Origin of the sequence: Mycobacterium sp. 852002-51163_SCH5372311 (genome assembly GCF_001667115.1) — a bacterium.
Taxonomy (GTDB): Bacteria; Actinomycetota; Actinomycetes; order Mycobacteriales; family Mycobacteriaceae; genus Mycobacterium.
In genome coordinates, this window is record NZ_LZIJ01000055.1 from 59,967 (window position 1) to 72,932 (window position 12,966).

The following is a 12,966-nucleotide window of genomic DNA, read 5'->3' on the forward strand; positions in this document are numbered from 1 at the left end:
GCGAGCCCTCACGCGTAGCGGTCGCCATCGGCCGCGGCCAGCAGCCAGGCGTACTGGTACGCCGTTTCCTTCCAGGCCCGGTAGCGACCACTGACCCCGCCATGGCCCGCCGCCATCTGAGTCTTGAGCAGCACCGGATTGCCGTCCGTCTTGGCGTGACGAAGTGCCGCAACCCATTTCGCCGGCTCCACGTAGTAGACCCTGGTGTCGTTCAATGACGTCATGGCCAGGATGGCCGGGTAGTGCTTGCCCTCGACGTTCTCATAGGGCGAATACGACTTCATATAAGCGTAGACATCCCTGTCGCTCAACGGGTTACCCCATTCGTCCCACTCAGTCACGGTCAATGGCAATGACGGATCCAGGATGGTGGTCAGCGGGTCGACGAAGGGCACCTGCGCGAGGATTCCGGCGAACAGCTCAGGGGCCATGTTGGCCACCGCACCCACCAGCAGACCGCCGGCGCTGCCGCCCAAGGCCACCAGCTGCTCCGGTCGGGTCAGCCCCGAGTCCACCAGATGCCTTGCCACCGCGATGAAGTCGGTGAAGGTGTTCTTCTTTTCCAGCAGCTTGCCGTGCTCGTACCACAGCCGGCCCATCTCACCGCCGCCCCGGACGTGTGCAACGACGAACACCATGCCGCGGTCCAGCAGCGACAACCGGGCGATGGAGAAGCTGGGGTCTGTGCAGATTTCGTAGGCGCCGTATCCGTAAAGCAGTGCGGGCGCCGGGAATTCGGTGTCGACGCGGTGCACGATCGACACCGGGATTCGCGCGCCGTCGTCGGCGCGCGCCCAATCGCGCCGCTCGACATAGTCCGAAGGCCGGTAGTCACCGAGAACGGGTTGTTCGCGCAGCAACGTGCGTTCCCCGGTTTCCAGGTCCACGTCATAGATGCGGGGCGGGATGATGAAAGAACCCGCTCTGATCCGCAGTTTGGGTGAGTCCCAGTTCGGATTGGCACCCAGGCCCGACGCCGTCAGCTCGGAGTCGAACGAAATCTCTTCTGGCTCTAGATAGTTGCCGTCCGACCCGATGGGCCACAGCTGGATGCGGGGTAACGCCTCACGGCGATAGCTGATCACCAGATGACGGGCGAAGGCGTCCACATAGTCGAGGCGCACGTCGTCGCGGTGCGGAATCAGGATGCGCTGTTGAGCCGGATCGCGCACCGGGGCTTCGACGAGCGTGAAGTTCACCGCCCCGTCGTTGTGCAGTATCAAGAACCGGTCTTCGCCGCCGATAACGGCGTGCTCCAGCGAATACTCGACGCCGTCGCGCCGCGGCAGCACTACGGTGAATCCCGCGGCGGGATCGTCCGCGTCCGCGTAGCGGATCTCGGAGGTGATCGCCGATCCCGAGGCGATGATCACGTAGGCCTCACTTCGGGTGAGGCCCACCCCAACCCAGAAGCGTTCATCGGCTTCGTGGTACACCTGCTCCGATGGCTCACCGGAGCCGAGCCGATAGCGCCACACTTTGTCCGGACGGCGGGCCTCATCCAGGGTCGTGTAGTACACGGTGCGATTGTCGGCGGCCCAGGTCACGCCGGCGCCGACCGGGGTGATCTCGTCGGGGAACAGTTCTCCGGTACGTAAGTCCTTGAACCGCATCGTGTATCGCTCGTCGCCGACGACATCGACGGAGTATGCGAGCAGGTTGCCGTCCAAGCTGACCAGGCAGGCGCCCAGGGCGAAGAATTCGTGGCCTTCGGCCTCGATGTTCGAGTCGAGCAGGATCTGTTCGCCGGGGATTTCCGTTTCCTCGTCCAGGACCGGCGGACTCCAACCATTGGAATCCCCTACCGGACAACGACACTGGACGCGGTACTGCTTTCCCTCGAAGGTGCGGCCGTAGTACCACCAGTCGCCTTGCCGAACCGGCACCGAAAGGTCGGTCTCCTTGGTGCGTGCCTTGATTTCGTCGAAGATTGTTTGCCGCAACGATTCGAGATGAGCCGTCGTCTGGTCGGCATACGCGTTCTCAGCCTCGAGGTAGGCGATGACTTCCGGGTCGGACTTGTCACGCAGCCATTCGTACGGGTCGACGAAGACATCACCGTGGTGCTCGCGCCGGGTGTCGACCCGCTTGGCGACGGGCGGCTCGAGTCCTTCGCTCATGCGTGCGGGCCGATCCAGTCGTCGAAGCTCAAGCCGGAAATCCGTTCGTAGGCATTGATATAACGGTCACGGGTGGCATCGATGATGTCATCCGGAAGCGGGGGTGGTGGCTGCGTGCCGTTGCGGTCCCACCCCGATGCGGGGCTGGTGAGCCAGTTGCGGACGAACTGTTTGTCGAAGCTGACCTGCACGATGCCGGGCCGGTAATCTTCGGCCGGCCAGTAGCGTGACGAGTCCGGCGTGAAGATTTCGTCGGCCAGCAGCACGTTGCCGGCCCGGTCGACACCGAATTCGAACTTGGTGTCGGCGATGATGATTCCCTTTTTCAGGGCGTGATCGGCGGCCTGCACGTAAATCTGTAACGTGCGGTCGCGCAACTGATTGGCGCGGACAGCGCCGACCATCTCGATCACCCTGGCGAAGGAGATGTTCTCATCGTGGTTTCCCAGGGCCGCTTTGGTTGCCGGCGTGAACAACGGCGTGTCGAACTTGCTGGCCTCGACCAGTCCCGGTGGCAAAGCGATGCCACATACTTTCCCGGTCGCCTGATAGTCCAGCAACCCCGAGCCGGTGAGATAGCCCCGAGCCACGCATTCCACCGGGAACATCTCGAGCTGTCGAACCACCAGCGCGCGGCCCAGCACCTCGTCGGGTATTCGCGGGTCGTCGGGCGGCCCGGCCAGGTGGTTGGGGGCGCCGACGAGGCCGAAGAAGAACACGCTCATCGCGGTCAGGATGCGGCCCTTGTCCGGAATGGTGCTGTCCAGGACATAGTCGTACGCCGAAATCCGGTCGGAGGCGACCAGGAGCAGATGCTCGTCATCGACCCGGTAGAGCTCACGAACCTTGCCGCTGGCCAGATGCTGGTAGTCGGACAGTGCGGGGCGCATCGGGCCAGCCTAACGCGCTGACCGAAGGCGGAATGGTCTCGGAGTGGCTAATCGACGCCATGCCTCTACAGTCCGAACGTGCCGTGGGTGTCGTGAACCCAGCAATGATCAAAGCCGCGTCTCAGCTACTGGACCGCAAAGTGTGCTGGTATCAGTGCTATGAGGTTTTTGCCCTATTCCACCAAGCCCCTTCGGCTGTTCGTCCAGCTGATGAGCGATATCACCGTCTCGTTGTGGACGACGGTTTGGGTGTTCGTTGGCCTCGCCGTACACAGCGCCATCGCGACGATCGCCGTCGCCGGCCGGCAGGTCGAGAGCGGCTCGAAGGGAGTTGCCGGCAACCTGGCGTCGGCAGGCCATGGCGCCCAGCACATTCCGCTGGTGGGCGACGCGGTGAGCAAGCCGCTCACCGCGGCCAGCCAGGCCGCCCTCGACATCGCGAGCGCCGGTCACGACCTGGACACCACGGCGAGCTGGCTGGCGGTGGTGCTGGCGCTCGCGGTCGCGGCGACTCCGATCCTGGCGGTGACCATGCCGTGGCTGTTCCTGAGGGTACGGTTCTTCCGGCGCAAGCTGGCGGTGACTGCGTTGGCCGCCACCGCGGCCGGGCAGCAACTGCTGGCGTTGCGGGCGTTGGCGAACCGGGCGCCGGGCAAGCTGGCCGGGGTCAGTGAGGATCCGATCGGCGGGTGGCGCCGCGAGGATCCCGTCGTCATACGCGGGCTGGCGGCGCTGGAACTGAAAGCGGCCGGAATCAGGATCCGCATGCCCTGATTCGTCGACGCAGGGACAACCGTCCGTCACACCGGTCACTCGCTATCCGCGGCAGCGTCGAGAGTGCAACTACCGACAAGTTCGTCGAGAACCGACGTCGTCAGATGCACTTTCGCGGATCGGGCAAACGGATTGTGCTGATCCTCTAACGCTTACCCGCGATCCGGCCCAGCGCGCGCATCAGCCCCGCGACAACCACAATCCCCCACGCCGCCAACGCATCCCAGAAAAATACCAGCGAAACGGTCGCCAACGAGCGCTGATTGATCTCGGCCGACATGGCGTAGCTGGCTGCCGAATACATACCCAACGGGAACACGAAGGCCCACCACACGCCGGCGAAGTGCAGCATCTCGGGCCGCCTGCCGATGCGGTGCAGGCCGAAGTAGATCAAGGGTGGTATCCACAGCGTGGCTGCCAACCAGGTCGCCATTGTCACGACACGGACGGTGGGAGCCAGCCAACCGGGAGCCAGGGCGTGGATGACGTCGCCGGCAAGTGTGCCGATCGCCAAGCCTCCCATCAGGATCCACGTGTCGGGCTCAAATCCGTCTCGATCCTGTCGCTCGGTGACGGCTCGCCACAGGATCAGCCACGTCATCAGGCAATAGATGCACAACGCGAAGGCCCAGACGGGCACCGCTACCCACAGCCACCAGTGCACATGCCGGGCGACCGTCGCCGTCACAATCGAAAGTCCAGACGTGCCAACGCTGGCCAGCTCCCACGCGCCGTGGGCACCGTCGCGCAGCGCCGACCACGAACGTGCCCACATATTGCGCACCGTGAGCGCGCTCAACACCAGCCACGAGCAGACTGACACCACACCGAGAACCTCCAACACCACGCGATGCGACGCCAGCCGGCTGTCCAGCACCGCGCACGCCGCAACAAAGGTGAACAAGCGCAGCGTCACATCGGGATCGTTTAGGTCCCATAAGGTGCGCCTGACGACTCCGGCGACGATCACCGCGACGACGAGCACCACGAGGCCAACCGTCGCCAAAACCCCCAGCGCGTCGCTGATCACGCGATAGTGGTGGTTGCGCGCGGCAATCGACAAGATTCCTGTCGCCATCACCGCGGCGAACACATCGGGTGACGGCTCGACGTCCGCGAGCCCGATGCTCACTGCAATTCCACGACCAGGTGCCGAATACCGGTGTGCCGGTTGCTGCGTGTCCATTCGACGGGCGCGACGACACGGACCGAACCGAACCGCGACAACATCTCCTCGTAAAGCACCCGCAACTCCAGCCGGGCCAGGTTGGCGCCCAGGCAGTAGTGCACACCCTGGCCAAAGCCCAGGTGCGGGTTGGGCTTTCGGGCAACATCGAACTGATCGGCGTCGTCGAACACGTCGGCGTCGCGGTTGGCCGAACCCTCCCAGATCTGCACCTTCTGCCCCGCCTCGATGGACTGCCCACCAAGTGTCACGTCGCGGGTGGCCGTTCGCCGCTTCGACGGCGACGGCGACGTCCATCGAACAATCTCTTCGATCGCCGTCGGCAACAATTCGAAATTCGCGCGCAGCGCCTGTAACTGCGACGGATGCTCGGCCAGCGCCAGCAGCCCGCCGGCGACCGCGTTGCGCGTCGTCTCCGCACCGGCGCTGAACAGCAGGCTGAAGAACAGGTACACCTCGAGATCGGAAAGCGCCGCCGCGGTTTCGAAGGCATCGTCGACCATGGCGTTGGCGACCACCGACAGCATGTCGTCCGTGGGCTGCGCACGCTTCGACGCGATCAGCTCCTGACCATAGGAGTACATCCGCGACCCGGCCTCTTCGACCGACAACTGGGAGAGGGAAGCCTTGCGCGAGCAGCCGAAGTCGAACTGCGGCTCGATCGCCTCGAATAGCCAATGCCGTTCGGATTCCGGCACTCCCAACAAAATGCAGATCATCTGCATCGGCAGCTCAGCCGCGATCTCCACCACGAAATCGAAAGGTTCCCCCGGCACCACCGCGTCCAGCAGCCGTCGCGCGCGGGCCCGCAGATCGTCCTCGACGCGACGGATCATCCGCGGCGTCAGCCCGGAGCTGACCAGACGCCGAATCTGCGCGTGTCGCGGGTCGTCCATCATGTTGAGCACCTGGCCCGCAATGGCCAGGTCTTGTAGCAGCGTGCCGCCAAACGGTCGCGAGCCTCCGGATACCGACGAGTACGTCACCGGATCCTTCAGCACCGCAAGCGTTTCCGCGTATGTCGCGACGGACCAGAACCCTTCGGCATCAGGTGTATTGTCGGTCGGCTCGTGCCAGTACACCGGCGCCTCGCGTCGATGGACGGCGAACAACTCGTGCGGGAATCCGTTGGCGAAGTTGTCCAGATCGGTGAAGTCGATCCGCGAAAGAGCCCCGGCGAGCGTCACAGGATCGCACCCGGCGTGTATTTGGCGGCCTCCGGGTAGCGGCCCACCAGGGTGTCCACCATTGCGGCCACCTCGTCGACCTGGTCCGCCGCGGCGCCGGTGAACGCGTTTTTGTCGGCCAGCGCCGCGTCCAGCGCGTCGCGGCCCAGCGGCAGCCGCGGATCGGCGGCCAGCCTGTTGAGTAGATCGGGCTCGGCGCCTTGCTCGCGCATGGCCAGTGCGGTCGCCACCGCGTGTTCGCGTATCACGTGATGGGCGGACTCACGACCCATACCCGCGCGCACCGCAGCCATCAGCACCTTGGTGGTGGCCAGGAACGGCAGATAGCGGTCCAGCTCACGCTGGATCACCGCCGGGTACGCGCCGAACTCGTCGAGCACCGTCAGGAAGGTCTCGATTTGACCGTCTACGGCAAAGAAGCTGTCCGGCAACGCAACCCGTCGTACCACCGAGCAGAAAACGTCGCCCTCGTTCCACTGTGCGCCGGCCAGCTCGGCCGCCATCGCGGCATAGCCGCGCAACACCACCTGCAGCCCGTTGACCCGTTCACAGCTGCGGGTGTTCATCTTGTGCGGCATCGCCGACGATCCGACCTGGCCCGGTGCGAAGCCCTCGGTGACCAGCTCGTGGCCGGCCATCAGCCGGATGGTGTGTGCCAGCGACGACGGGCCCGCGCCCACCTGTACCAGCGCCGAGAGCACGTCATAGTCCAGCGAACGTGGATATACCTGCCCGACGCTGGTCAAAATCGTTGGAAAGCCCAGGAATTCAGCGACTCGGCGCTCGAGCTGGGTCAGCTTTGCCGCATCACCGCCCAGCAGGTCGAGCATGTCCTGGGCGGTGCCCATCGGGCCCTTGATGCCGCGCAGCGGATAGCGGTCGATCAGCTCCCGCAACCTGGTCAACGCGATCAGCGTCTCCTGAGCCGCGGAGGCGAACCGCTTGCCCAACGTCGTCGCCTGGGCGGCGACGTTGTGGCTACGACCGGCCATCACCAGATCGCGATACGACACCGCCCGCTCGGCAAGCCGCGCCACCACCGCAACCGAGTGGGAGAAGACCAATTCCATCGATCGCCGGATCTGCAGCTGTTCCACGTTCTCGGTGAGATCGCGACTGGTCATGCCCTTGTGCACGTGCTCATGGCCGGCCAGTGCGTTGTACTCCTCGATGCGGGCCTTGACGTCGTGGCGCAGCAGCCGTTCCCGGGCGGCAATCGACTCCAGGTCGACGTCCTCGAGCACCCGCTCGTAGTCCGCGACCGCTTCGTCCGGCACGGGAACGCCCAGTTCGGCCTGCGCCTTCAAAACGGCCAGCCACAGTCGCCGCTCGGCGACAACCTTGGCCTCCGGCGACCAGATCGCGACCATCTCGGCGCTGGCGTACCGGCTGGCCAGCACGTTCGGAATGCTCACAGACAAACAGCTTACGGTCGGCAGGGCTCCTGGCACCGCGAAAGTGCGACTGGCAACGCATTCCCCGAGTAGCGCCGTCGCTGGTTGCACTGTCGCGGCCGTACTGTTGGCCGGTGTATTTCGCCGGCGTGGACCTCGCCTGGGGTGTGCGCAATCCGACGGGTGTCGCCGTGGTCGACGCGGACGGCCGGTTGGTGGACGTCGGCGCCGCCCGTGACGACGCCGACGTGCTGGCCGCGTTGAGCCCGTATGTCCAAGGCCCTTGTCTCGTCGGCTTTGACGCGCCGCTGGTGGTGATCAACCCAACCGGCCAGCGGCCCGCCGAAACCGCGCTCAACCGCGATTTCCGCAGGTTCGAAGCGGGCGCGCACCCGGCCAACACCGGTAAACCGGAATTCGCCGACGGTCCTCGCGGAGGACGCTTGGCTCGCGCGCTGGAGCTGGACCTGGATCCACGGTCGAAGGCCACCCGGCGCGGTATCGAGGTCTACCCGCACGCCGCGACGGTGGCCCTGTTCCGGCTGTCCCGGACGCTGAAATACAAGGCCAAGCCCGGCCGTGACGTCGGCCAGCTCAAGTCGCAGCTGCTATTGCTCATGGACGGTCTGGAAGGCCTGGCAGGCGCCGCTGTGCCGTTGCACGTCACCTGTCACGAGGGCTGGGCCGAGTTGCGCCGGACGGTGGAAACCGCGCAGCGGAAGTTTGAGCTGCGCCGGGCCGAGGATCCGATCGACGCCGTCGTGTGCGCCTATGTGGCGTTGTATGCCGAACGCTGCCCGGCCAAGGTCACCATTTACGGCAACCTGGCCACCGGCTACATCGTGACGCCGTCGCTACCCGCCTGACGTCCTAGATTCGCACCGGTCGCTGGTCGACGGGTGCCAGCACGTCGATGAGGTCGACCACCGTCGCCAGCGCCGCATCCCGTGGGTCCCGGCCTTCGACGAGGGCCGAAACCACCGAACCGTCGACAGCGCAGATCAGCGTGCACACCAGCTCGATGCGAACCGACCGGCCCGAACGTTCGATGGCCTCGGCCACCGCCTCGGCCCGCTGTCGCAAACTACGCCGCATACTCTCCCGCAGCGCGGGCAGACGCGTGCAGGCGATGTGGCGTTCATATCGCGATATCAGCTGCTCGGCGAGGCCCGGACCGGACACGTCCCCGACGAGCAGTTCAACCAGCACCTCGGCGGTCGTCTCAGGACCCCGGCGCCGCCGGGACAGCGCATTGACCCGAGCACGCAGCTGGGCCACCTCGAGCATGCCGACATGTTCGACGGCGCGGGCAATCAAATCGTCAAGTGACGAGAAGTAGTAAGTGGTGGACGCCAACGGCAGGCCGGCCCGCCGGGCAACCGCGCGGTGCCGTACCGCCTCGAACCCGCCTTCACCAAGCAGCTCGGCGGCCGCGCTCACGAGCGCGTAACGCCGACGTTCTCCTTTCGGAGTAACTGCTGCGGTCACGCCTAGTTATCGTGCCAGTGAAAGTGGTACCGCATTGCCATTTCGGCCAAACGGCCATGGCATGATATCCGGATGCCCGACTTGAGCCGCCGCGCGGTGCTCGGTCTCGGCGCCAGCGCCGCCGTCGGCGCGGTGAGTGCTTATGCGCTTAACGTGTTGGTGCAGCCGCGAACGTCGCACGCCGCGCCGGTGTCGTGGACCAGACCCCAAGCACCGTTGGCGCCCCCGCCACCACTCGAGCCGGCTCCCGCTACTCAGGCCGCGCCGACCATGGTGACTGGGTCCTTCGTGTCGGCCGCCCGTGGCGGGATATCCACCAACTGGGCGATCGCGCGTCCCCCGGGCCAGACCAAGCCGTTGCGGCCGGTCATCGCGCTGCACGGGAAGGGCAGCGACGCGTCCACCGTGATGGCCGGGGGCGTTGAGCAGGGCCTGGCCCAGGCGGTCAACGCGGGCCTACCGCCGTTCGCTGTGGTAGCCGTCGACGGTGGCGGAAGTTATTGGCACAAAAGGGCTTCCGGTGAGGATTCCGGAGCCATGGTGCTCGACGAGCTGATCCCGATGCTGGGCGGCCAGAATCTAGACACTTCACGGGTGGCGTTCTTGGGCTGGTCGATGGGCGGCTACGGCGCCTTGCTGTTGGGCAGCCGGCTGGGCGCGGGCCGCACCGCGGCAATCTGCGCGGTGAGCCCGGCGCTGTGGCTGTCCCCCGGCGCGACGGCACCCGGTGCGTTTGACGGCGCCGACGACTGGTCGGCGAACTCGGTGTTCGGATTGCCCGCGCTGGCGTCCATCCCGATCCGGGTCGATTGCGGCGACAGTGACCCGTTCTACGCCGCGACAAAGCAATTCGTGGCGCAGCTGCCCAACCCGCCCGCGGGCGGCTTCTCCCCCGGCGGCCACAACCCTGGCTTCTGGAGTTCACAGCTGCCGGCCGAGCTGACCTGGATGGCGCCGCTGCTGACGGCGTGAGCCCTATGCCGAGCAGACGCAAAAGCACCCGCACGCCCGGCGTGTCGGGTGCTTTTGCGTCTGCTCGCGCCACCCAGTTCGACTGGCGACTGCCGTACGCGTGGCCACGCAAACCCGTTCTGGCGGCCAACGTTGTCTGCACATCACAACCCCTTGCCGCTCAAGCGGGGCTTCGCATGCTCGCCGACGATGGTAGCGCCGTGGACGCGGCGGTTGCCGCCGCCATCACGCTGACCGTGGTGGAACCGGTGTCCAACGGCATCGGCTCGGACGCCTTCGCGATCGTGTGGGACGGCCGGCAATTGCACGGCCTGAACGCATCCGGCCGATCCCCGGCAGCTTGGACGCCAGAGTACTTCGGCGGCAACGCCGTTCCGATGTTCGGGTGGAACTCGGTTACCGTACCGGGAGCGGTGTCGGCGTGGGTGGAGCTGCACGCCAAATTCGGCAAGCTTCCGTTCGAAAGGCTCTTCGAGCCCGCTATCTTCTACGGTCGCAACGGCTTTCTTGTCTCGCCCACTGTCGCGTCGCAGTGGTCGGAGCAGGTTCCGCTGTTCGCGGGGCAGCCAGGGTTCGCCGAGGCGTTCATGCCGGGCGGACGAGCACCGAAACCCGGTGAGCTGTTCAGATCCCCCGACCATGCGGACAGCCTCGAAAAGATCGCCGCCAGTGGCGGCGAGGCGTTCTATCGCGGGGAGCTCGCTGCGAAACTCGAAGCCCACGCCAGTGCCCACGGCGGCGCAATGCGCCTCAGCGACCTGGCTGCCCATCGCGCCAACTGGGTCGGCACCATCGACACGAACTATCGTGGATACACCGTCCACGAGATCCCGCCCAACGGCCAGGGAATCGTGGCCCTGATAGCGCTGGGACTTCTCGAGCAGTTCGACATGTCTTCGTATCCAGTCGATTCCGCAGACAGCGTACACCTGCAGATCGAAGCAATTAAGCTCGCCTTCGCCGACGCACAGGCGTACGTGGCCGACAGCGATCACATGCCCCTGCACCCAAAACGCTTGCTGGACAAGGAATACCTCAAGCAACGAGCTGCGCTGATCGATTTGAACCAAGCCCAGCCGGCGGCTGCCGGCACCCCGAAAGGGGGCACCGTATATCTGACGGCCGCCGACGCGTCGGGGATCATGGTGTCGATGATCCAATCGAACTATATGGGTTTCGGCTCCGGCGTGGTGGTGCCGGGCACCGGCATTGCACTCCAGAATCGCGGCGCGGACTTCGTTGCGGTGCAGGGGCATCCGAATCAGGTCGGGCCGGGCAAGCGTCCATACCACACCATCATCCCGGGCTTTGTGACCAAGGACGGCGCACCGGTGATGAGCTTCGGCGTGATGGGCGGACCGATGCAACCTCAGGGCCATGTGCAGGTGTTGGCCCGCATCGCCGACCACGGGCAAAATCCGCAGGCAGCGTGCGACGGCCCCCGGTTCCGCTGGATACAGGGCCTTCAGGTGACCTATGAAAAGGGTTTTGCCGCTTCAACTTTGGATGAATTACGCCGGCGCGGTCACGACTTGATCGCCGTGGACGACTACAACCAGTTCGGCAGCTGCCAGGCGATCTGGCGGCTCGACGCCGGATATTTCGCGGCGAGCGATCCGCGTCGGGACGGCCAGGCCGCGGGTTTTTGATAGGAGGTCTAGACGCCGATTCTCCCCTCGGCCGCCTTGAGGCCGATATCGCTGCGGAAATGGCTGCCCGGCAACCGGATCGAATCGAGAATGTCGTAGGCATGTGCGCGGGCGGCGGTCAGGTCGGCGCCGGTGCCCACCACCGACAGCACGCGGCCACCCGACGAGACGATCGTGCCGTCGTCGCGCCGTACCGTCCCCGCGTGCAGCACTCCTTCGGCTTCGGAGCCGGCTACGACGTCTCCGACGCGGGGCCGTCCCGGATAATTTTCGGCCGCCAGGACGACGGTCACGGCAGCGCCGTGGCGCCAGCGCAGCGGTTCGAAGTCGGCCAGCATACCGGTGGCCGCGGCATACAGTAGCTGTCCGAGCGGTGACTCCAGCAGCGCCAGCACGCTCTGCGTCTCGGGATCCCCGAAGCGACAGTTGAATTCGACCACAGCCGGGCCGTCGGCAGTGATCGCGAGGCCCACGTAGAGCAATCCGCTGAAGGGGCTTCCCCGCCGAACCATCTCGGCCGCAACCGGTTCGGCGATCCGGGCTACCATCTCGCGATAGACCTCGTCGGGCAGCCACGGCAGCGGTGCGTATGCGCCCATGCCGCCGGTGTTCGGCCCGCTGTCACCCTCACCGACCCGCTTGAAGTCCTGAGCGGGCAACAGTGGCACCACGGTTTCGCCATCGACGACGCAGAACAGCGACACCTCCGGTCCCTCGAGGTAAGACTCCAGCAGTACGGGGTGGCCCGCCTCCAGCAGTGTGGCAGCATGCGCACGGGCCGTGTCGCGATCGGGCGTCACCACCACTCCCTTGCCCGCAGCCAGGTGATCGTCCTTCACCACCCAGGCCAGATCACCGGCGGCCACCCCGAACCGGTCCAGGGCAGCGTCCAAATGCGCTGGGCTGTCCACTATTTCGCTCCTCGCGGTGCGCACGCCGGCGGCCGCCATGACTTCCTTGGCGAATGCCTTGGAGCCCTCGATGCGGGCGGCGTCCTTGCTGGGCCCGAAGCAGGCGATGCCGGCAGCACGCACGGCGTCGGCCACCCCCAGCACCAGCGGCACCTCGGGTCCGATGACCACCATGTCGGCACGGACCTTGCGTGCCAACGCGACGACGTCGTCGGCGGAGGTGACGTCGACGTCGTGTTGCTCGGCCACTCGCGCGGTGCCGGCGTTGCCCGGAGCGATGATGAGACCGGTAACCTGCGGGTCTCTGGCGAGCGCCAGCAGCAGGGCATGTTCACGGGCACCGGAGCCGATCACCAGGACGCGCACGACAGGTCACTCTATCGGGACGACCGGTC

11 protein-coding genes are annotated in these 12,966 nt (G+C 65.9%); 4 read left to right on the top strand and 7 right to left on the bottom strand.

The features are described from left to right. Positions 1-8: 8 nt before the first annotated feature. A complete protein-coding gene (locus tag A5791_RS06715) occupies positions 9-2,120 on the bottom strand; it encodes a S9 family peptidase (RefSeq protein ID WP_067233122.1) in 2,112 nt (703 codons plus the stop codon). Beyond that, positions 2,117-3,010: a phosphoribosylaminoimidazolesuccinocarboxamide synthase gene (locus A5791_RS06720; protein WP_067233124.1), complete on the bottom strand. Its 894-nt coding sequence runs from the start codon at positions 3,008-3,010 to the stop codon at positions 2,117-2,119. The genes A5791_RS06715 and A5791_RS06720 overlap by 4 nt, the downstream gene beginning before the upstream one ends. Before the next feature lie 159 nt (positions 3,011-3,169). Here A5791_RS06720 and A5791_RS06725 point away from each other — a divergent pair, with 159 nt between their 5' ends. Then, complete coding sequence (locus A5791_RS06725; RefSeq protein WP_067233126.1) at positions 3,170-3,784, top strand: hypothetical protein; 615 nt, start codon at positions 3,170-3,172, stop codon at positions 3,782-3,784. Positions 3,785-3,929: 145 nt separating this feature from the next. Here the strand turns inward: A5791_RS06725 and A5791_RS06730 are convergent, their stop codons facing one another. From A5791_RS06730 to purB, 3 genes are read right to left on the bottom strand one after another with little or no spacing between them, the layout of a single operon-like run. Beyond that, on the bottom strand, positions 3,930-4,916 hold the full coding sequence (locus A5791_RS06730; RefSeq protein ID WP_067233129.1) for a tellurite resistance/C4-dicarboxylate transporter family protein: 987 nt from the start codon (positions 4,914-4,916) through the stop codon (positions 3,930-3,932). Next, complete coding sequence (locus A5791_RS06735; RefSeq protein ID WP_067233132.1) at positions 4,913-6,157, bottom strand: cytochrome P450; 1,245 nt, start codon at positions 6,155-6,157, stop codon at positions 4,913-4,915. Before A5791_RS06735 ends, A5791_RS06730 begins: the two co-directional genes overlap by 4 nt. Continuing rightward, a complete protein-coding gene (gene purB / locus A5791_RS06740) occupies positions 6,154-7,572 on the bottom strand; it encodes an adenylosuccinate lyase (RefSeq protein WP_067233135.1) in 1,419 nt (472 codons plus the stop codon). Before purB ends, A5791_RS06735 begins: the two co-directional genes overlap by 4 nt. A 113-nt stretch (positions 7,573-7,685) precedes the next feature. On the opposite strand from purB, the gene A5791_RS06745 reads away from it, so the two are divergent. Continuing rightward, positions 7,686-8,417, top strand: coding sequence for a DUF429 domain-containing protein (locus tag A5791_RS06745; RefSeq protein ID WP_067233138.1), 732 nt, complete (start codon positions 7,686-7,688; stop codon positions 8,415-8,417). 4 nt (positions 8,418-8,421) lie between these two features. Here the strand turns inward: A5791_RS06745 and A5791_RS06750 are convergent, their stop codons facing one another. Beyond that, positions 8,422-9,039, bottom strand: a complete 618-nt coding sequence (locus A5791_RS06750) for a TetR/AcrR family transcriptional regulator (RefSeq protein ID WP_067233141.1) — start codon at positions 9,037-9,039, stop codon at positions 8,422-8,424. A gap of 72 nt (positions 9,040-9,111) precedes the next feature. Between A5791_RS06750 and A5791_RS06755 the strand changes: the two genes are divergently transcribed. Together A5791_RS06755 and A5791_RS06760 are read left to right on the top strand one after the other, a co-directional pair. Continuing rightward, complete coding sequence (locus tag A5791_RS06755; protein ID WP_067233144.1) at positions 9,112-10,011, top strand: alpha/beta hydrolase family protein; 900 nt, start codon at positions 9,112-9,114, stop codon at positions 10,009-10,011. Positions 10,012-10,052: 41 nt separating this feature from the next. After that, complete coding sequence (locus tag A5791_RS06760; RefSeq protein ID WP_304441689.1) at positions 10,053-11,660, top strand: gamma-glutamyltransferase family protein; 1,608 nt, start codon at positions 10,053-10,055, stop codon at positions 11,658-11,660. Positions 11,661-11,668: 8 nt separating this feature from the next. Here the strand turns inward: A5791_RS06760 and purD are convergent, their stop codons facing one another. Continuing rightward, positions 11,669-12,937 (bottom strand): phosphoribosylamine--glycine ligase, encoded by a 1,269-nt coding sequence (gene purD, locus A5791_RS06765; RefSeq protein ID WP_067233146.1) that lies wholly within the window; start codon positions 12,935-12,937, stop codon positions 11,669-11,671. Between the last annotated feature and the right edge of the window lie 29 nt (positions 12,938-12,966).